Below are 20,435 nucleotides of genomic sequence, written 5' to 3'. Positions count from 1 at the left end.
CCCCGTCGCTTCGCGCCGACCCTCCCCCTCAAGGGGAGGGTGTTGCCATCCGGCATGCTTCTCTTCAATCTAGGCGGGAGGAGAAGCGCATGACAAAGCCACCGTCAAAACTGGATCGCTTCAGAATTGCCAACAGCCGTCGCCTGCGCAATGGCGCGACGGGTGCCGAGATAAAACTCTGGCGCCATCTCGAACGCATTCCGCTCGAAGGAACCCATTTCCGCCGTCAGGTCCCCATCGGTCCGTATTTTTGCTGATTTCGCATGCCATCAGATCGGCTTGATCATTGAGCTCGACGGAAGCCAGCACGCATCTGATGCTGGGCTCCAGCGAGACGAAAGAAGAACCGCTTTTCTGGAGAACGAAGGTTATCATGTGCTTCGCTTCTGGAATTCCGATGTCTTTGAGGACCTCAATGCGGTGCTCGACACGATTTTTGCCATTGTGCAGCAACGTCAAATTTTGCTAGCAGAAGCCAACCATTTTCACCCCACCCCGGCACGTCGTGCCGCCCCTCTCCATCGAGGAGAGGGTGAGGAAGAAATCTGATGCCCGATCTTCTGCTTGAACTCCGCTCCGAGGAAATCCCGGCCCGTATGCAGCGCAAGGCTGCCGGTGATCTGAAGAAGCTCTTGACCGATGCGCTGGTCGAGGCGGGGCTGACCTATGAGGGCGCCAGGGAATACTGGACGCCGCGCCGGCTGACGCTCGATATCCGTGGTTTGAACACCCGCTCCGCCGATGTGCGCGAAGACCGAAAGGGCCCGCGCACCGATGCCAATGAAAAGGCCATCGAAGGCTTTTTGCGCGGTGCCGGTCTCACATCAATCGATCAGGCGCATGTCCATAGCGACCCGAAGAAGGGCGATTTCTATGTTGCCCACATCGTCAAGCCTGGCCGTCCGGCAGAAGAGATCATTGCCGAGGTGATGCCCGGCATCATCCGCACGTTCCCCTGGGGCAACCCGATGCGTTGGGGTGCAGCTTCAGCCAAGCCTGGTTCGTTGCGCTGGGTGCGGCCGCTGCAGACGATCGTCTGCCTGTTCGGCCCCGAACATGAGGAAACCCATGTCATCCCGTTCGAGGTCGATGGCATCGTTGCCTCCAACGTCACCTATGGACACCGTTTCCACGCGCCGGAAGCCATCACCGTGCGCCGCTTTGCCGATTACATCGAGAAGCTGGAAAAGGCCAAGGTCATCCTCGATGCCGAGCGCCGCAAGCAGATCATCGCTGCCGACGCCGCCAATATCGCCTTTGCCAGCGGCCTCGAACTCGTCGAGGACGAGGCGCTGCTGGAGGAAGTCTCCGGTCTCGTCGAATGGCCGCAGGTGCTGATGGGCGCCTTCGAGGAGGATTATCTAGCGATCCCGTCGGAAATCATCCGGCTCACCATCAAGACCAACCAGAAGTGTTTCGTCACCCGCCGGCCGGGCGAGGAAACCCTGTCGAACAAGTTCATCCTCGTCGCCAATATCGAGGCCAAGGACGGCGGCAAGGAAATCATCCACGGCAACGGCAAGGTTGTTCGCGCGCGTCTTTCGGACGCCAAGCACTTCTGGACCCGCGACCAGGGCAACCTGCCGGACCTCGAAACGCTGGAAGCGTCGGCGGCAAAATTCGATCTGGACCTGAAGAAGCCGCTCGACCAGCGCATGGCCAAGCTCGACGCACTAAACGTCACCTTCCATGCCAAGCTCGGCTCGCAGGGCGAACGCGTCCAGCGCATCCGCACACTGGCCGCCGAACTGGCCAAGGTCACTGGTGCAGACGCAGCTCTCGTCGACCGCGCCGTGGTGCTGGCGAAAGCCGACCTGCGCACCGAAGCCGTCGGCGAATTCCCCGAGCTTCAGGGCATCATGGGCCGCAAATATGCCGTCCTGCAGGGCGAAGACGCCTCCGTCGCTGCCGCGATTGAAGACCACTGGAAGCCGCAAGGCCCGTCCGATCGTCTTCCCGCCGATGCCGTTGGCCTGACGGTCGCGCTTGCGGACAAGCTCGACACCCTGATCGGCTTCTGGGCCATCGACGAGAAGCCGACAGGCTCGAAGGATCCCTATGCGCTGCGCCGCGCGGCATTGGGTGTCGTGCGGGTATTGCTGGAGCGGAAGGCGCGCCTGCCGCTTTCCGCGGTTGTGAAGGATGGCGACCTCGTCTCCTTCTTCCACGACCGCCTGAAAGTCTACCTTCGCGATCTCGGCGCCCGCCATGACCTGATCGATGCCGTTCTGACCCCGGATGCCGACGACCTGCTGATGGTCGCCCGCCGCGTCGAAGCGCTGACGGCCTTCGTCACCTCGGAAGAGGGGCTCAACCTGCTCGCCGGCGCCAAGCGCGCCACGCAGCTCCTGGCAGCGGAAGAAAAGAAGGGCACGCAGGTCGCTGCAACCGTCGATCCGGCTCTCTTGAAGCTTGATGCCGAAAAGGCGCTCTATGCCGCCGTAACGCAAGCCTCCGCCGAGGCAAGCGCTGCCATCGCCAGCGAAGACTTCCGCTCGGCCATGGAGGCCTTGTCGAAGCTGCGCGGCCCGGTCGACGAATTCTTCGCCGACGTCCTCGTCAATGATGACGACCCGGCCATCCGCGCCAATCGTCTTGCCCTGCTCGGCTTGATCCGCGCGGCGACCGGAACAGTTGCGGATTTCTCGAAGATTTCGGGCTGAGAGGGGGGCGATGAGGGCAAAAATCCTCGTCAGTGCCTGTCTCATGGGCCATGCCGTCCGCTATGACGGGCAGGCCAAGCCGCTTGTGCATCCGGCGCTCGACCGTTGGCGCGAGGAGGGGCGGCTGGTGACGATCTGTCCGGAGATGTCGGCGGGCATGCCCGTGCCGCGTCTGCCGGCGGAGATTGCGGCGGGAAGAGTAGGTGCCGACGTCCTGTCCGGGGCGGCGCGCGTGCTGGAAAGCCATGGCGGTGATGTCACGGATGCATTTCGTCAAGCCGCTGAAAACGCGCTTGCACTGGCTCGTGAGGCCGGCTGCTCTTATGCTCTGTTGATCGACGGTAGCCCGTCCTGCGGCTCGGGCTTCATCTATGACGGCAGTTTTACCGGCCGCCGCCTGAAGGGCGAGGGTGTTACGGCTGCGCTGCTGCGGCAGAACGGTATCCAGGTGTTTTCCGACCGGCAGGTCGATGAACTGGTGGCCGCCGCCGGCGCGTGAACGCGATCCCGAAAATTGCCTGGCCTGCTCAACCCTTATAGTCGAGGGTGAGAGTGGTGATGCCAAGGAAGGCGATCCAGGAGACGATAAAGGCTAAGACCGTTAGCGCCGCCGAGGTCCCGCTCGATTTCCCGACTTGCCCCCTGAAGAAAAAGAAGTTTGATACGAGTAGCCAGATCTGGGCGGCAATCAATGCCACCAGATAGGCGATGTTGCCGGTATGCGGGTAGAGAATGAAGCTCAGCGATGTGACCAGCGTAAATGGCGCGCAGATATAGCATTGCTGGTTGAATGGTATTTTCAGGCTATTGCGGGTCACCTGCCCGGGTGTGATCAGATCGTAGATCAGGGCGAAGGTGATCGGGAAGATCGAAAAAACCGCCATCCGGAAGAACAGGAGATTGATCCAGGACTGGGTGATGTATTGTCCTGTCTGGCTGCCCTTGATCGTTGCAAGATCCGCCGGCGCGAGCGGAGCGAAAAAGGCGGCAATGACGATCGACAGAAATAGGAAGATCGACGGCTTCATGCCGCTGTCGAACGACACATCCTCGTCCCTGACGGTTTCCTGCCGTGCATATTCGAGCATGTAGCCGGGCTGGAAGATGACCCTAAACAGCGTGTAGGGATAAAAGATCAGCCACATCAGAAGCTCGAAGATGAACTTCTCGATGGATTTGGCGATGTTGAAGACGTCCATACTATCCCCGCTGGACCATGTTACAGGACGTGGCCGCAGTGCCAGCAGACCGGATCAAGCCCGGGAATGTCAAGTGCAGCAGGTAGAAGGGTACCCCACAAAAAATTGCGCCCCTGCTTCTCTCAGGGACGCAATCTTTCGCCTGGAGGGCGAATACCCGGTCAACCTTCTTGCGTGCGGCTGGTTAGGGCAGGGACAGGAACTTCACGGTTATTTTAGCCGAAGTTGGAAATTTTCCAGATCAACTTCTTGTGATCGACTGTCTTGCGGCGTGACTGCTGTCATTGCAGCCGGCGATCCCATGTCGAGAGAGGCAGTTTTCGCAGCCATATCGACGATCTCAAGAGTGGCCGTTGCCTGGGCTTCCACAGGCGGCGCGTCCACCGTTGCGGCCTTCGCCAGATCGCCTGCAGCGGGCTTTTGAGCTTGAGCCTGCTTGATGTCTGCATCCGTCGCCTTGCTGATGAAGACGACCGGCGAGCCGCCAAGCCAGGCTTCAGTACGAACCAGTTTCATTTCACCGTTGATTTCCTTCAACTCGACCCGGTCAGTCCCCGGCACCATGTCCGGAACGACGTAGCTGGTTTTCTTCTTGACCACCAATGGCGGGCACTGATCACAGGAAAGCTGCGAAATACTCTTGTCGATATTTTTGCCGGAGATGATGTTTTCGAGCGAAGATGCGCCGGCTGTGCTGGCTGCTACCAGGCTGGTGAGCGTGAACAAAAGGGCGCGCATCGGCTTTCTCCTCTGAAATCGCTACGGCGCCGCGGGTCAATCATGACGCGCAAGGGTCGCAGTAGCACTTATTCAGTCAGGGAAAATAGCCGTTCTCCGTTACGTTCCCGTCAGGAGAATTGGTAAAAATTGAATGACTCCCGCGATTGGAGCGCCGTGGCCGCTCAGACCTTTTCGCGCTCGACCGCCTGCCAGCCGATGTCGCGGCGGCAAAAGCCGTTGTCCCACTCCACCTTATCAAGCGCCGCATAGGCCTTGTCTTTTGCCGCGCTGACGCTGCCGCCCATCGCTGTAACGTTGAGCACACGGCCGCCAGTGGCAACCAGTTGCCCGTCCTTCAGCGCTGTTCCGGCATGGAACACCTTGGTTCCGGCGTCCGCCTGCGGGATTGCGGCTATGGGCGTGTTCTTCTCGTAGGCAGCCGGATATCCCTTCGAGGCCATGACCACGGTCAGCGCCGCCTCGTCGCGCCATTCGGCGCTGACGGTGGCGAGCGTGCCGGTGGCGGCAGCATGGAGCAGCGGCAGGAGATCGCTTTTCAGCCGCATCATCAGAACCTGGCATTCCGGATCGCCGAAGCGGACATTGTATTCGATCAGTTCCGGGCCTTTGGCGGTGATCATCAGGCCGGCAAACAGCACGCCGGTGAAAGGGTGGCCGCTATCGGCCATGCCTGAAATCGTCGGTTCGATGATCTCGCGCATGGTGCGCTCGACCATATCAGGCGTCATCACGGGGGCTGGCGAATAGGCGCCCATGCCGCCGGTGTTCGGGCCGGTGTCGCCATCGCCGACGCGCTTGTGATCCTGCGCTGACGCCAGAGCCAGAGCCGTCTTGCCATCGCAAAGGCAGAAGAAGCTGGCTTCCTCGCCGTCAAGGTAAGCTTCCACCACCACCTCGGCTCCAGCTGCGCCGAAGGCGCCGGAAAAGCAGCTGTCGACGGCGTCAAGCGCCTCGTCGAGTGTCATGGCAACGGTGACGCCCTTGCCCGCAGCCAGCCCGTCGGCCTTGATGACGATGGGCGCGCCCTGCTCGCGAATATAGGCCTTGGCCGGTTCCGCCGACGTGAAGCGCTGATAGGCGCCGGTCGGGATGTTGTATTTGGCGCAGATGTCCTTGGTAAAACCCTTGGAGCCTTCCAGTTGCGCGGCGGCCGCAGACGGGCCGAAGACAGCGATGCCAGCGTCGCGCAAAGTATCGGCAAGACCCGCAACGAGTGGCGCTTCCGGGCCGACGACGACAAAATCGATTGTTTCCGTGCGGCAGAAATCCAGAACGGCGGCGTTATCCGCGGTATCGATATCGACAAGCGTTGCCTCTTCGGCGATGCCCGGATTGCCGGGAGCGGCATAGAGTGCCGTCAGGCGTGGCGATTGTCTTAGCTTCCATGCCAGCGCATGTTCACGCCCGCCCGATCCGATCAACAGAACTTTCATCGCCTACTCCCGCAATCCGCAGTGTTGAGGTGCGGTTAAGGCGAGGGCGCCCCAAGGTCAAGGCGAAATCTCTGCAAGGATCGCGATACCGGCGTTTCAGGGGAGGCTTGAGGCTTCGGCGAGGAGGCTGGCGTCAGTGAAGGCGATGCCATCGTTGGCACAAGCGGCCATTTTCACCGTCTGCTTCAGTGCCCAGATGGCAAGGTCTGCGGGTACCAGTGGCTTGCTGATCAGGTAGCCCTGAAAATGATCGCAGCCGGCCGCCGTCAGCATCGCGAGCTTTTCGGGCGTATCCACCCCTTCGCCAACCACGGCCATGTTCTGCGCGTGGCAGAGGGCAATCATTGCCTTCAGGGCCGGCAGGGATTCCTCGTTGGCAAGGTTTTGCACCAGTGCCCGGTCGAGTTTGATGGTGTCGGCGGTATATTCGATGATCTGCTGCACGGAGGTATAACCGGCGCCGAAATCATCGATGGAGATACGGAAGCCCCGTTCGCGCAGGGTCTCGATGTTCCGGTGCACCTGGTCGCCAAGCTTGACGGCATAGGTTTCCGTCAGTTCGATCTCGATGGTGCGCGCATCCAGCCCATGCCGGGCAAGGCAGTCGCAGAAATAATCGCTGATCGACTTGGAATGCAGTTCCGCCGACGAGATGTTGATCGCAAGAATGGTTTCCGGTCCGAACAGCTGTTTCAGCCGGTTGTGTTCCGACATCGCCCGGTTGATCACCCACCAGTCGATTTTGGTGAAAAGGCCGGTGCTTTCGGCGATCGGGACGAATTCGTCGGGCGTGACGTTGCCAAGCATTGGCGAGACCCAGCGCAACAGGGCCTCGCAACCGATTACCTTGCCGCCGGTATTGACGATCGGCATGTAGACCAGATGGAACTGCTCGTCGGGATCGACCTGTTGCAACTCCTCCTGAATATGGCGGATGCGGTCGCGCTTGTCCTGAAGCGCCCGCGAGAAGCGCGAGGAACGGTTCTTGCCGTTGGTCTTGGCCTGATACATCGCCGCGTCGGCATTGGAGATCAATTCGGCAAGGTTGGTGGCATCCGTCGGGCAGATGGCGACGCCGATGCTGGCGGTGACCGGATAATATTTCCCGCGCACTTCGAAACCGTTTGAAAACAAGGCAAGGATCGCCGCACACATTTCCCGGATGGTGCCGTCTCCCGGCTTTGATTGTATGAGAACAGCAAATTCGTCGCCGGACAGGCGGGCAAAAACGGCCGGTGTCATCTGCCGCCGCGCTGCGATCACGCTGATAGCAGCCTCGATCCGCAGCGCTAGCGTCTTCAACAGGTCGTCGCCGACCTCATGGCCATACTTGTCGTTGACGAACTTGAAGTGGTCGATGTCAATGAAGAGAAGACTGCAATGGCCACCCTGCGTCGAGACCTGTTGGATGACATCCGCAGCCAGCATGTTGAAATGAGCGCGATTGCTGATGCCGGTCAGCGTATCGGTCCAGGACGTCTGCTGCACCAGTTTCAATGCCCGCTGCGACTGATCGTGCAATTGCTTGATATTGCCGGTCAACCGGCCGATTTCGCCCTCGGCGCCGGTTTCCTTGATGCCTTCGTTTTCACCGCTCATCACCTTGGTCACCTGACGATCAAGAGCCGAGATCGGGTTGGTGATGAACCGGCGGATCAACGCGATCATCAGCCCGACGGAGATAAAGCTCATCACCAGTGCGCCAAAGATCAGGAGCAGTTTCAATTGGCCCATATTGCCGGATCCGTGGGATGGCGGCACGGTCAGCGTTGCAAACAGGGATGGCGCCATCCGGACGGATGCGGAAAGGTCGCCAGGCGGTTGCAGCTGTGGCGCGGTCTCGAAATTGAGTTCTGTTTCATACTCGTTCTGCAATGCGCGCTGCATGCCGAGGAACTGTGTCGGCTCGATCGCCACTTGCACCAGAAGCGCGTCTGCCTTGGCGCTTGGCAGCGGGCGGCTGAAGGTTATGGGATCGATAAACTCCGAATAGACGATCAGCTGGCGTGTCTCGGCATCGTGCAGAAAAGTCCAATCCCGCAACTGGCTGCCACCGGCAAGCCGGCTGGCCAGGGCAAACTGCGGCGCGCCGATCTCCGCGAACGGATCATCGCTGTTCTCGAAATAATAGCCGGGCGTCAGGTCGGGATTGAGAATCGCGAAGGAGATGAATTTCTTCGGATCGTCAGACAGCGAGCGCACACTCTGCTGTAGCCGCAGGCCAAGCGCATTGTTGCGGTAGGCCTCGTCCGGTTCCGACACGAACAGGCGGACGGCGTTGCCTTCCAGGATCGAATAGAGAAAGCTCCGGCTCTGGCTGACCTCGTTGCGAAACAGCGCGGCCATGTGGTCGAGCTGTTGCGAAAGCCGTGTCCGCTCCAAAGCCAGAACAGAGTGTCCCTGAACAAAATAGACCGAAAGGGCAGCCAGCAGATAACCCGCCAGAACGACCGGAAAGATCAGGAAAAACGCGCGTTTGCCAAGTGTCACTGGAAGTTTGCCATCGAGCTGATGATGCGGCGGCGCGTCTGTATCGATTGGATCGACAGTTCCTTCTGGTACTGGCTCTTGGCCAGGATGTCGGCCGGCGGATATATTTCCTGGTTGGACCGCATCTCGGCGGGGATGAGTTCAAGCGCCTTTTCGCTGGCGGTGGGCATCGTCAAGGCGGCGGCGTTATCAGCAGCACTTTGCGGCGAGCCAATAAAGTCGACCAGCTGCAGCGCGAGCGCCTTGCGCGGCGAGGCAGCGGTGACGGCCATGCAATCGAGCCAGGAAAGGGTGCCTTCCTTCGGCACCGCGTAGCGCCAGACGCCGGGCGTGCCTGCCTTGTCGTTGAGCACGTGCTGATCGCCGCTATAGGCAAGCGCCATGTAGATATTCTTGCCGTTTTCAGGGCTCTGGATCGAGGTGATCACATAATCGTAGGTGAGAACGAAGGGCGCCTGCTTCTTCATGACCTCAAAGGCCGCTTTCAGCGTCTCGTTGTCATTGGCGTTGATGGATTTGCCCAGCATGGACAGCGGCGCAACAAAGGCCTCGTTGTGATCGTCATACATGGCGATATGTTTTGTCAGGGCCGGATCCGGCGACATCAGGTCGTTCCACGACGTCGGCGTGGTCTTGACCATGTCCGAGCGGTAGACGATGCCCATCGTGCCCCAGAGATAGGGCATGGCATAGCCGGCGCAGCGGGACGTCCAGGCGGGCTTGTAATCCTTCATCGAGGCGACGTTCTTGTCTGACAACGGCTCGAGCACGCCACGCTTGCCAAACAGCTCTGCTCCGTTTTCGCCGATCACGGCAATATCGATATTGCTGCCGGGATCCGAAAGCACCTCGTCGCGCGCATCGCCGCTATCATAATAGACCTGATGCACCCCAACGCCGGTCTTTTCGGTCCAGCGATCGAGGATCTTCTGATCGATATAGGATTCCCAGATCAACAGGTTCAGCGTTTCCGCATGTGCGGGCGCTGACGCGATCGATACGCCGAGCGCAGTAGAAACTGCAACGAACGTTTTGCGCATTGAATTTACCCCGATAGTCCCCAGGGTGAACCTTAGCGTTCAATGCTTGACGAATACTTACAATGAGATGCGCTGGGTTGCAGTTTGGCCGGGATGCCACCGCTCCGAATGCTTTGCCGGAGCAGGGCATGTCGCTGCGACCCGGCGAGGGACTTGCCGCCCCTCGTCGGGTTGTCGAGTTACCGGTGGCTTGGAAGCTTCGGCAGGAAGATCGTCAAGAGGCCCAGCAGCGGCATGTAGGAGCAGAGCTTATAGACGAACTCGATGCCGTTGCGATCTGCGAAGATACCGAGGACTGCAGCGCCGATGCCGCCGAAGCCGAAGGCAAAGCCGAAGAACATGCCGGCGATCAGACCGACGCGGCCGGGCACCAGTTCCTGCGCAAAGACCACGATGGCCGAGAACGCCGAGGAGAAGATGAAGCCAATGATGATCACCAGCGCCGCCGTCCAGAACAGGTTGGCATAGGGCAAAAGCAGCGCGAAGGGGATGACGCCGAGGATAGAGAACCAGATAACGAAGCGAGCGCCAAAACGGTCGCCGATCGGTCCGCCGAAGATCACACCGGCAGCCGATGCGCCAAGGAACAGGAACAGCAGCATCTGCGCTTCCTGAACGCCAACACCGAACTTCTCGATGGTGAAGAAGGTGAAGTAGCTGGACAGGCTGGAGAGATAGGCGTTCTTCGTCGCGGTCAGGATGACGAGAACGATCAGGGTCCAGATAACCTGGTTGCGCGGCAATGGCAGCGTCCGGCTGACCGGCTTGCGGCCGGCCGAGCTGCGGCGATGACGGGTATACCAGACACTCACCCAGGACAGCACCATGAAGCCGGTCAATGCAACGACGGAGAACCAGCTGAGGCTGCCCTGGCCCTGCGGAATGACGATGAAGGCGGCGAGCAACGGCCCGATTGCCGTGCCGGTATTGCCGCCGACCTGGAACAGCGACTGGGCAAGGCCGTGGCGTCCGCCAGAGGCCAACCGCGCGACGCGCGATGCTTCCGGATGGAAGATCGCCGAGCCGATGCCGATCAGGCAAGCGCCGAGGACCAGAACATAGAAATGATGGGCATTGGCAAGCGTGATCAGGCCGGCGCAGGTCGACAGCATCGCCGCCGGAAGCGAAAATGGCATCGGCCAGCGATCGGTGACGACACCGACGGCGGGTTGCAGCAGCGATGCGGTGACCTGGAATGCGAAGGTCAGAAGGCCGATCTGTACGAAATCGAGCGCATAGTTTTCCTTCAGCAGCGGATAGAGCGAGGTGAGCAGCGACTGCATGATATCGTTCAGCATATGGCAGAAGCTGACGGCCACGATGACGGAAACCGCAGTCTTTTCCGGGCTGATGCCTGTAGGTGATGTGATGCTCGCCATGCTGTCTTCCTCGCCGGACGGATAGTGTAAACACGAATATGCGTTGTCTCTACATCGCTTGAGTATGGCCTGCTTTTGTGCTCTGGTCGCATTCTTTCGAGAGTGGGCCAAATGCAGAAGAACGACGTGAAATCGGGGGATCCTGCAGGCGATGATATGCATCGCGCGAACCTTTTGTGGATCGACCTGAATGACGATCCCATTACGGCGCTTGGGCGACATTATCCGGCCGGCTCCCGGGGGCTGCCGCACAGCCATACCAAGACACAGCTCTGGTGTGCCCGCCGGGGGGTGGTTCTGGTCAATACCGCAGGCGGGCGCTGGATGATCCCGCCCGGTCACGGTTTGCTCATCCCTGCCGGCCTCGAGCATTTCAGCGAGATGATCAGCGATGTCGAGATGCACTCTATTTACGCCGACCCTTCGGTGATTTCTGCCGAGCAGCCGCGCGTTCTGGAAGTGACGCCACTCGCCTCCAGCCTGATGGAAGAATTGGTGCTATCGGACGAAAAACCACTGACCCCGCGCCGCAAACGGCTGATCATCGAGCTTTTGCTGGACGAAATCAGCCAACTGCCGGAGCGGCCGCTTGGCCTGCCGTTCCCGGTTGACGCGCGGCTGGGGCGCCTGTGCCGGCATTTTCTGCAGTCACCCGACGCCAATGCCGGTATTGACGAATGGGCGAGTGGCCTAGGAATGAGCCGCCGCTCCTTCACCCGGTTGTTTCGTGCCGAAACCGGCGTCAGTTTCGTCACCTGGCGCCAGCAGGCCTGCATTTTTGCCTCGCTGCCGCGTCTGGCCGAGGGAGAACCGGTGACCAATGTTGCGCTCGATGCCGGTTATGAAAATATCGCCGCGTTCACCACGATGTTCCGGCGGATGCTGGGCAGTTCACCCAGTACCTATCTGAAGTCACGGATGGCGTGATATCCGCCCTGCCGCTTTCGAGTGAAAATACGTTTCCAATTCGCCGTAATCTGCGGTCGAATATCGGAAAATCTGTCGAGCGTGTAGTGCTGGATTTTTATAAGGTATTGTAAAATATAGATATTGCCTTGAAATCACCGTCCCGTATGGAAAACAAAGGCTGAAATCTCCTGGTTAACGAGATGGTAGTGAGGCGGCGCCTATAAGGCCCGGAACGAACCGTTTTTTGTCTGGAGTTCCAACGTGTTCAACCGATCCTTGTTTGCCCTTTCCGCCGGGCTGTTTCTTGCCGCTTCCGTTTCCGCCCAGGCGCAGGAGCGCCAGCATTTCTGGTCCGGGGACTGGTACCTGAAAGTCGGCGCCACCGGCTTCATCGGCCCCAAATATGACGGCTCATCCGATCGCCTTTTCCAGGCTGCGCCTCTGATTTCGCTCGGCCGGGCCGGCAGCACGGTGCGGTTTTCGTCGCGCAACGACAATCCGGCCTTCGCCTTCGTCGACAAGGGAGCGTTTCGCGCCGGTGTCGTCGGCAAGCTGATCTTTGACCGGGACGAGGATACTTCGTCCGACCTCAAGGGGCTCGATCCCGTGAAGTTTGGCGGCGAACTCGGCGGTTTCGCCGAAGTCTATCCAACCGACTGGCTGCGCATCCGCGCGGAGTTGCGCCAGGGTATCCGCAGCCATCACGGTCTGGTCGCGGATGTTGCCGCCGATGGTTTCGTTGACGTCAGCAGCAATGTCCGCGTCTCCGCCGGTCCGCGCCTGTCGGCTGCGACAAGCGACTATTTCGATGCTTATTATGGCGTCAGTTCATCGGAGGCGGCCAAGTCAAGCTATTCGAAATATACGCCATCCGGTGGCCTGAATTCGATTGGAGCGGGTGCGGCGATTACGTGGCAAGCGACCGAAAAACTCGAAACCAGCGCCTTTGCCGAATACAAGCGGCTGATGGGCCCGGCGGCGGATTCAAGCCTCGTCAAGGAAGGTGGCAGCCGCAACCAGCTCCTGTTCGGCCTGTCCGCCACCTACCGTTTCGATTTCACGCTGGAATAGCCGTTCGCTTGCCGTGCGGCGGTCTGTCGGCTTGACCGCGGACCGCTTGCGCTGCAAACAAACGGTATGAACACACGTCCAGCCGATTCCGGGCGCGTCTTTGATGCGCCGTCCAACAACTGGGTTTATCGCGTGCTGCCAAGGCCGCTCTGGCCCTATGCGCAGCTTGCCCGCTGGGACAGGCCGATCGGCTGGCAATTGCTGATGTGGCCCTGCTTCTGGTCGGCAGCGCTGGCTGCCAATGCGGCCGCGGCGCTCAGCACGTTTTCGCCCGGCCGCTTCGCCCTTCATCTTCTGTTGTTCTTCATCGGCGCTGTCGCCATGCGCGGTGCCGGCTGTACCTATAACGATATTGTCGACCACGACATCGACATGGAAGTGGCGCGCACTCGCTCGCGGCCATTGCCGTCGGGCCGTGTCACACGGCTTCAGGCCAAGATCTTCATGGTATTGCAAGCGCTTGCCGGTTTGATCGTGCTGTTGCAGTTCAACGGATTTTCCATTTTCCTTGGCGTCTTCTCGCTGGTCTTCGTCGCCATCTATCCGTTCGCCAAGCGGTTTACCGACTGGCCGCAGTTCTTCCTCGGGCTCGCCTTTTCCTGGGGCGCGATCATGGGCTGGTCGGCGGAGTTCGGGACGATCACATGGGCATCGATCATGCTTTATGCTGCAGCCATCGCATGGACGGTCGGCTACGACACGATCTATGCCTATCAGGACAAGGAGGATGACGAGCTGATCGGCGTTCGCTCGACGGCGCGGCGGTTCGGTGATCACCCGCGGCCATGGCTGTTTGGCCTTTATGGGCTGACGATCCTGTTGTTGTTTGTCTCGTTTGCGCTCGCGGGGGCGGGGCTGTTGGCCTATATCGGCCTGCTGGTTGCAGCGATCCTGCTGTTTTACCAGATCCTCGTGCTCGACATTCACGATGCCGCACAGTGCCTGGCCCTGTTCAAGTTCAACAATGTTGTCGGACTGATTCTCTTTGTTGGTCTTTGCGCGGCGCTACTGGTCCGGTTGGCATAAAAAAGCCCTCCGGATGGCCGGAGGGCAGGGGTCCACCGCAGTAAAACGGTCAATCGCGCCGCGCTTTGAAGCGCAAGGCCAGCGAGCTTTGAAAACTCAAGCCCAGCTCAGTTTCTCGTCGCGGTTCTTCTTTGTCTTGGCAAAACGTGCGGAAAAGGCGGCAATGGCCGCAAGAACGAATGTGCGCATGGTCTGTCTCCTTCTCGTGCCGGCAATGTGCTAGCTGCCTGTGGCATCAAAAAGGCGCTTCCAAGGTTTTCCAAAGGCTCGATTAAGAGGCTGAAAACACAAACAAAAAACCGGCCGCAGGGACAGCCGGTCTTTTGCACTGGAGGAAGGCTTGGAGAATGTGTCGAAAATCAGTTGCGGGCGATGATTTCGCGGCCGCCGATCTTCATGTTGACACCCAGACTGCCAGTCGCGCGGCGCATCAGGAAGCGCGGGCGGCGATCGTTGAACAGCGAGTGACGGCGGCGCGGCTTGATATCGCGGGTGCGGACTTCACCGAGATGATCTTCCAACGGGCGGGCGACGCCGTCTGCTTCGACCATCAGCATGGGAATCCGGTAGGCTTCCGACCACGTGCGCCAGTCGGCGGCAATGTCGGCAAGATCGTGGGCGACCAGAAGCGGGATGCAGAGATCCGGGTCGTCATGATGCAGTTCTAGCGTCACGGTTACTTCTCCGTCTCCATGGTCTATCGCGCGGGCCGCCACACCTTTGAAAGCGCGTGCCGGTAGCGCGATCGACAGTGGCAGGCCGCTGGATGGCAGAACCTTGCGCAGCACCGCTCCACGTTCGTCCAAGCTTATGGTGACATTGCTGGACTGTCCGTGCAAGGTGTAGCTTGCCTGCTGGGGAAAGCGTTTCGGGTCCATTCGCAGTGTGTTTTCAACCCAAGCCGGTTGTGAAAGTGTTTTCAGCATTTCAATCGCCCTTGTTTTCCTTGAGAGCCGGTTCCCGGTCTTCTCGTCGGGACTTTTCGTCCTCTGTGGCCCAAGGATAGGCGGGGCGAGTTTGAGACCACTTAAAAATCGCAGTTAAAAAACTTTGCATTTCCTGATGGTTAGCAAAAGCCGACGCAGCAGGGTTTCTCAAATCTGAAGAAAATCGGCAGAATTTTGCCAATCCCCCGACCCTGCGCACCCGGGTTGAGGAAAAGCCACGCGCAAGCAAGACCAGCGATTGTATCGCGGATTATGGCCGCACTGCGCGGCTTTGCGTCCATTCGGGCGCCTTAGCGTCGGGCAATTTCAGGCGATCGGCAGAGCGGCAATGGTTTCCACATATATCGACTATAATCTCCTCACGCGCGATATGAAGACGAGCCTTCAGCGCACGGCGCAGCAGACGCTGGTCGCCCGCGAAACCGAGTATTACAAGGCCAATATCGGCAACGTCACCTCGATCGACGAGTTTCTGGGAGACTACCGGCTCTATGCCTATGCCATGAAGGCACACGGCCTTGAAGACATGACTTATGCCAAGGCCTTCATGCGAAAGGTGCTGGAGAGCGACCTCAGCGACGACAACAGCTACGCCAATATGCTGACGGACGAGCGCTACCAGAATTTCGCCAGGGCGTTCAGTTTCTCCCAGTCGACCGAGGTGGTCCAAAGTGGTGCACAGGAAGATGCGCTGATCGGCCTGTATAACCAGACCATCGCCAACGTCGATTCGAAAATGGCCGAGGAGACGCGCTACTACGATACAATGATGGACACGATCACCAACGTGGATCAGTTCCTGCAGAACGATAGGTTACGATCCTATGCGTTCCGGGTGTTCGGCGTTGACGAGAAGTATTTCAATTTTGCAGACGTGCGCGGCGCGCTGGTCAGCGATCTCAATGATCCGAACAGCTACTTCAATACAAAATTTGAGCCTGCTCTCACGGAGGCTCTGGCGACCAAGGCCTCGTCCGATCAGGCTCTTTCCGCCCTGTCGAGCCGTGTTCAGTCGCAGTCGCGCATAACGGCGATCGACGCCCTCATGGCACTGCCTGAGACGTCGGACGAGGACAAGGTAACGCTGCAGGCGGAAAAGACGACCCTGCAGAACAACATTGCCACGATCAATGCCGCCTTCCCGGAAATGACCAGCAACATCGATGCATATGCCGGTGTCGAGGCCGAGATCAGTGGTCTCCGGACGCAGATGGCCGATCCGGATCTCACCGAGGCGGAGCGGGCCGCATTGCAGGCGCAGATCGATCAGCGTCAGACCACGCTCAGTACCATGAAGGGCGTAAACTTCTACGCCGCCGATTTAAAGACCAAGCAGTCGGAGAGTACTGCCACGATCGGGCGGCTCGCCGTTTTCAAGGATTTGGCCCTGATGTACGATTTCGCGGCGGATGGCTCTGTGCCAGCTGGCGGAACGGCACAGGCTGAAGACAGCCGGAAGGCAACCAAGGAAGTCTACGCCTACAAGGCGCCGCGTGCCACAACGTCGGTCGCCCTGCTGCACAAGGCCTATTACGAGGATACGATCGGGACCATTACCACGGTTGCGCAGATCAAGAGCGACAGCCGGCTGTATTCCTACATCCTCACGGCTGCCGGCCTGCCGTCCAGCACCACGGTGGCGACGCTCGAAAGCATTCTCACGAGTGATCCGAACGACCCGGCGAGCTTCGTGAACACAAAGGGGGGGGAATACAACGCTGCCTACAAGGAGTTGAGGGCGGCGTTCAATTTCCAGACCGATGGTACATTGGCGGCCGGCGATAAACCGCAGACGGCGGCGCAAACCAAATGGACCTCGGACAACTACATGGTGCGTTACAACGACGCCGATGAAGCTGCCGATGCGAGCCTGATCAAGTCCTTCAAGAGCCTGATGAGCGTTGTCTCGAATGTTGACGACCTGCTCTCCGACACCAAGATCATGAAACTGGCGCTCACTGCTGTCGGCCTCGAAAACGAGGGCGACACCGTGCGCAAGATGAAAAAGGTGCTGACCAGCGATCTCACCGATCCGAAGAGCTATGTCTATACGCTGAAGGACGACCGTTATCTTCAGCTGGCAAAGGCGTTCAACTTCAATGCGGACGGGTCCGCCGGTGTGCCGATGCTGGCGCAGGCTGAATCGGAAATCCTCAACACTGCCAAATCCTATGTCATCGAAAAGAGCCGTTTCGCTACGGAGGATGAAAAGACCAAGGCGACTGCGGAATCGAAATATTACAGCGCCGAAATCGAAAAGATCAAATCGCTCGATGATCTCCTGTCCAACCGCCGGCTGGTCGATTTCGTTCTTGTCGCCGCCAAGCTCGACCCGGAAACGGTGACGACCGACTATCTGCGCAAGATGTTCGAAGCGGATCCGAACGATCCGAACAGCTTCATCAATACCGAGCCGAACACGACGATCTACAAGGAGCTTGTCGCTTCCTACAACTTCGGCAATACGGGCGATCTCGTCCGCCCGGAATTTGGCATACAGACCAAGCGCGGATTGCTGGAGACCGAGGATCTCTACCTCAACCAGACCCTTGAGCAGCAAAGGGGCGAGGAAAACGCAGGCGTCCGTCTCGCGCTCTATTTCCGCCGTCAGGCGTCAACTATCAACACGGCCTACGATCTCCTGGCCGACAGCGCGCTGATGCAGGTCGTCCGGACGACGTTCAGCATCCCGGAAGCCATGTCGACGGCCGATGTCGATATCCAATATGCCTATATCAACCGCGTGCTCGACGTGAAGGATCTGCAGGATCCGGAAAAGCTGGAGAAGCTGCTGCTGCGCTTTACGGCTCTTTATGACGTGGAAAACAATGTCGATATGTCCGGCGCCCAGATTATCCTGTCGGGCGGCGGTGGCGGTATCAGTGCCGACACGTTGTTCAGCCTGTCACAATTGCGCCTTGGCGGCTTCTGACCCTGGCCTTTCAGGCCTTCAACACCTTGCCGGGGTTCATGATCCCGGCGGGATCGAAGGCATGCTTGATCCGCTGCATCAGGTCGATCTCGATCGGTGAGCGGACCTCTGCCAGTTCATCGCGCTTCAATTGGCCGATACCGTGCTCGGCCGAGATCGAGCCGTTGTATTTCAGGACGATGCCATGAACGATGGTGTTCATCTCGCGCCAGCGGCCGATGAACTGATCCTTGTTGGCCCCGACGGGCTGAGAGATGTTGTAGTGGATATTGCCGTCGCCCATGTGACCGAACGAGCAGATGCGGGCCCCCGGAATGGCTTTCATCACCGCCGCATCGGCCTCCGCCATGAAGGCCGGAATGCTGGAAACCGGCACCGATACGTCGTGCTTGATCGACCCACCCTCCGGCTTCTGCGCCTGTGACATGCTTTCGCGCATATGCCAGAGGCTCTTGCGCTGGGCTTCGCTGGCCGCCACCACGGCATTTTCGATGAGGCCGCTGGAAATCTCCGTCTCGAGCAGTGACTGCATCATCCGCTCGGCACTTTCGGCCGAATCCGAGGTCGAGATATCGATCAGCGCATACCACGCGTGAACCGTCTCCATCGGATCGCGGACGCCGGGAATATGCTTTGCGGTGAATTCGACGCCGAGGCGCGGCATCAGTTCAAAACCGGTCAGCGCCGGGCCGCAGAGGCTTGAGGCCTTGTCGAACAAGGCAAGTGCATCGCCAACACTTTTCAAGCCGGCAAAGGCGACCTGGTGGCCGCGCGGCTGTGGAAACAGTTTGAGAACCGCGCCGGTGATGATGCCCAGCGTGCCTTCGGCGCCGATGAACAGGTCGCGCAGGTCGTAGCCGGTATTGTCCTTCTTCAGCCGCCGCAGCCCGTCCCAGATCTCGCCGGTCGGTAGAACGACTTCGAGGCCAAGGCAGAGCTGCCGCATGTTGCCATAGGCCAGCACCGCGGTGCCGCCGGCATTGGTGGAGAGATTGCCGCCGATCCGGCAGGAGCCCTCTGAGCCGAGCGACAGCGGAAACAGCCGGTCATGCGCTTCCGCCGCCTTCTGGATATCGGCAAGAATGCAGCCGGCATCAGCGACGATGACATTGCCGACGGGATCGATATCGCGAATGCGGTTGAGCCGTTGCAGCGACAGGACGATATCGGCTGCTCCGGTGCGCGGGATTTGCCCTGCCACATGGCCGGTATTGCCGCCCTGCGGCACGATCGCCACGCCGGTTTCGCTGGCAAGCCTGAGGATTTGCGAGACCTCTTCGACACTGCCGGGCCGGAGCACCAGCGGGGCATTGCCCGTGTAGAGGCCGCGGGATTCGACGAGATAGGGCGCAATGTCGGCCTGGTCCGTCAATGCATTCGCGCCACCGACGATGGCAGCGAAGCGGGCGATCAGGTCAGCAGAGGGGAGGGCATTGGTCATAGGGTCATTCCCGTGGAGCAGCAGCGCGTTCGATCCGGTCGAGGATTGCTTCGCCAAGCCCCTCGTTCGGGATCGTACCGAAGGCAATGGTTTTGGCGCCGGACGCATCGGCCTGTTTCATAAAGGCAAACAGATTGGCAGCCGCTTCGCGCAGGTTTGCGGACGGGCTGAGGTCGAGGATAACAACCGCGTTTTCCTCGCCGGCCAAGGGCTTCCCGCCGAAACGGATCAGCGCTTCTCCCGGTTTGACATCCGTCGCATTCAGCCGCACTGCAGCACCCGGTGCATAATGCGACGCCAGCATGCCCGGCGCTTCGATCACTGCACCCGCAGTTTCGGGACGCAAAACCGTCTTGCCGGTCAGTGCCTCGATGTCGGCGACGTCCAGACCGCCTGGACGCAACAGCCGGATGTCATCGCCATCGACCTTGATGATGGTTGATTCCAGTCCAATTTCGGCTGAGCCGGCGTCAAGGATGAGCGCCAGCTTGCCGCCAAGATCTGCTTCGACATGGGCTGCGCTGGTCGGGCTGATCTTGCCTGAGGTATTGGCGCTCGGTGCTGCCAGCGGTCTGCCAAAACGGGCGATCACCTGGCGGGAAAACCCTTCCGGCATGCGGAGGCCGAGCGTGTCGAGGCCAGCGGATGCCAGCGGATGCACGCTGCTCTCCAGCTTGATCGGCAGGATCAGCGTCAGCGGTCCCGGCCAGAAGGCCTCGGCCAGCTTTCGCGACAACGGATCGAAGCTGACATGTGCCTCGGCCATCGCAAAATCGGCGACGTGGCAGATCAATGGATTGAAGCGAGGACGGCCCTTCATTTCATAAATGCGGCTGATCGCATCGGGATTGGTGGCATCGGCCGCCAGCCCGTAGACCGTCTCGGTCGGGATCGCCACCGGCAGACCTTCGCCAAGCGTCTCGCAGGCAATCGCCAGGGCACGCTCCGGCTCGGTCCGTGTGTCTATGATCAGCGCCATCAAGCTTCCAAACGTCAATGCGCCCTCACCGGGAGGCAGGCGGGCGCTCCGGCGTTTCCTTTACAGGGCGAAGCCGGACATTGCCAAGCGCATTTGAAATGCACGTGCCAACTGTCCCTCTTTGCAACACCCAAAATTAAGCTTTCTTAAAATGCGACAGGTCCGGTTAGCGGCGGAGAAAGTTG

At 59.6% G+C, this 20,435-nt stretch carries 17 protein-coding genes; 8 read left to right on the top strand and 9 right to left on the bottom strand.

What is annotated here, in order from left to right; all coding sequences use genetic code 11:
* Nucleotides 1–89: 89 nt before the first annotated feature.
* Genes ASD36_RS31235 through ASD36_RS02620 form a run of 4 tightly spaced genes read left to right on the top strand, consistent with a single transcriptional unit; the run spans nucleotide 90 to nucleotide 3,162 of the window.
* Nucleotides 90–257, top strand: coding sequence for a DUF559 domain-containing protein (locus ASD36_RS31235; protein ID WP_244489756.1), 168 nt, complete (start codon nucleotides 90–92; stop codon nucleotides 255–257).
* A 22-nt stretch (nucleotides 258–279) separates the two neighbouring features.
* Nucleotides 280–549 carry a DUF559 domain-containing protein gene (locus ASD36_RS31230; protein WP_244489755.1) on the top strand — a complete coding sequence of 90 codons (270 nt, stop codon included), beginning with the start codon at nucleotides 280–282 and terminating at the stop codon, nucleotides 547–549.
* Nucleotides 549–2,663, top strand: a complete 2,115-nt coding sequence (gene glyS / locus ASD36_RS02625) for a glycine--tRNA ligase subunit beta (RefSeq protein ID WP_060504805.1) — start codon at nucleotides 549–551, stop codon at nucleotides 2,661–2,663. The genes ASD36_RS31230 and glyS overlap by 1 nt, the downstream gene beginning before the upstream one ends.
* A 10-nt stretch (nucleotides 2,664–2,673) precedes the next feature.
* Complete coding sequence (locus ASD36_RS02620; protein ID WP_060504806.1) at nucleotides 2,674–3,162, top strand: DUF523 domain-containing protein; 489 nt, start codon at nucleotides 2,674–2,676, stop codon at nucleotides 3,160–3,162.
* 28 nt (nucleotides 3,163–3,190) lie between these two features.
* On the opposite strand, the gene ASD36_RS02615 is transcribed toward ASD36_RS02620, so the two are convergent.
* From ASD36_RS02615 to ASD36_RS02590, 6 genes are all read right to left on the bottom strand, one after another.
* Nucleotides 3,191–3,862, bottom strand: a complete 672-nt coding sequence (locus ASD36_RS02615) for a hypothetical protein (RefSeq protein ID WP_060504807.1) — start codon at nucleotides 3,860–3,862, stop codon at nucleotides 3,191–3,193.
* 210 nt (nucleotides 3,863–4,072) lie between these two features.
* Nucleotides 4,073–4,588, bottom strand: a complete 516-nt coding sequence (locus tag ASD36_RS02610; protein ID WP_244482190.1) for a plant virulence effector HPE1-like domain-containing protein — start codon at nucleotides 4,586–4,588, stop codon at nucleotides 4,073–4,075.
* A 176-nt stretch (nucleotides 4,589–4,764) separates the two neighbouring features.
* Nucleotides 4,765–6,036, bottom strand: coding sequence for a phosphoribosylamine--glycine ligase (gene purD / locus ASD36_RS02605; RefSeq protein WP_060504809.1), 1,272 nt, complete (start codon nucleotides 6,034–6,036; stop codon nucleotides 4,765–4,767).
* A 96-nt stretch (nucleotides 6,037–6,132) separates the two neighbouring features.
* Complete coding sequence (locus ASD36_RS02600; RefSeq protein ID WP_082512170.1) at nucleotides 6,133–8,526, bottom strand: bifunctional diguanylate cyclase/phosphodiesterase; 2,394 nt, start codon at nucleotides 8,524–8,526, stop codon at nucleotides 6,133–6,135.
* On the bottom strand, nucleotides 8,523–9,566 hold the full coding sequence (locus ASD36_RS02595) for a spermidine/putrescine ABC transporter substrate-binding protein (RefSeq protein WP_060504810.1): 1,044 nt from the start codon (nucleotides 9,564–9,566) through the stop codon (nucleotides 8,523–8,525). The genes ASD36_RS02600 and ASD36_RS02595 overlap by 4 nt, the downstream gene beginning before the upstream one ends.
* A 179-nt stretch (nucleotides 9,567–9,745) precedes the next feature.
* Complete coding sequence (locus ASD36_RS02590) at nucleotides 9,746–10,945, bottom strand: MFS transporter (RefSeq protein ID WP_060504811.1); 1,200 nt, start codon at nucleotides 10,943–10,945, stop codon at nucleotides 9,746–9,748.
* A gap of 111 nt (nucleotides 10,946–11,056) precedes the next feature.
* Here ASD36_RS02590 and ASD36_RS02585 point away from each other — a divergent pair, with 111 nt between their 5' ends.
* From ASD36_RS02585 to ubiA, 3 genes are all read left to right on the top strand, one after another.
* Nucleotides 11,057–11,872 (top strand): helix-turn-helix transcriptional regulator, encoded by an 816-nt coding sequence (locus tag ASD36_RS02585; RefSeq protein WP_060504812.1) that lies wholly within the window; start codon nucleotides 11,057–11,059, stop codon nucleotides 11,870–11,872.
* A gap of 243 nt (nucleotides 11,873–12,115) precedes the next feature.
* Entirely contained in the window at nucleotides 12,116–12,925 is an 810-nt protein-coding gene (locus ASD36_RS02580; protein ID WP_060504813.1) for a MipA/OmpV family protein, read from the top strand.
* A 66-nt stretch (nucleotides 12,926–12,991) separates the two neighbouring features.
* Nucleotides 12,992–13,951 carry a 4-hydroxybenzoate octaprenyltransferase gene (gene ubiA, locus ASD36_RS02575; protein WP_060504814.1) on the top strand — a complete coding sequence of 320 codons (960 nt, stop codon included), beginning with the start codon at nucleotides 12,992–12,994 and terminating at the stop codon, nucleotides 13,949–13,951.
* A 359-nt stretch (nucleotides 13,952–14,310) separates the two neighbouring features.
* Here ubiA and ASD36_RS02570 read toward each other — a convergent pair whose 3' ends face one another.
* Complete coding sequence (locus ASD36_RS02570; protein ID WP_060504815.1) at nucleotides 14,311–14,877, bottom strand: DUF6101 family protein; 567 nt, start codon at nucleotides 14,875–14,877, stop codon at nucleotides 14,311–14,313.
* A gap of 349 nt (nucleotides 14,878–15,226) precedes the next feature.
* On the opposite strand from ASD36_RS02570, the gene ASD36_RS02565 reads away from it, so the two are divergent.
* Nucleotides 15,227–17,830 (top strand): DUF1217 domain-containing protein, encoded by a 2,604-nt coding sequence (locus ASD36_RS02565; protein WP_060504816.1) that lies wholly within the window; start codon nucleotides 15,227–15,229, stop codon nucleotides 17,828–17,830.
* 10 nt (nucleotides 17,831–17,840) lie between these two features.
* Here ASD36_RS02565 and ASD36_RS02560 read toward each other — a convergent pair whose 3' ends face one another.
* Nucleotides 17,841–19,271, bottom strand: a complete 1,431-nt coding sequence (locus tag ASD36_RS02560; protein ID WP_060504817.1) for an FAD-binding oxidoreductase — start codon at nucleotides 19,269–19,271, stop codon at nucleotides 17,841–17,843.
* Nucleotides 19,272–19,275: 4 nt separating this feature from the next.
* Nucleotides 19,276–20,250 carry an L-threonylcarbamoyladenylate synthase gene (locus ASD36_RS02555; protein ID WP_060504818.1) on the bottom strand — a complete coding sequence of 325 codons (975 nt, stop codon included), beginning with the start codon at nucleotides 20,248–20,250 and terminating at the stop codon, nucleotides 19,276–19,278.
* Nucleotides 20,251–20,435 lie beyond the last annotated feature (185 nt).

This window comes from Rhizobium sp. Root1334 (assembly GCF_001426665.1).
Lineage (GTDB): Bacteria > Pseudomonadota > Alphaproteobacteria > Rhizobiales > Rhizobiaceae > Pararhizobium.
The sequence above is the reverse complement of the archived record's forward strand: the minus strand, read 5'-3'. Positions and strand labels throughout refer to the sequence as shown.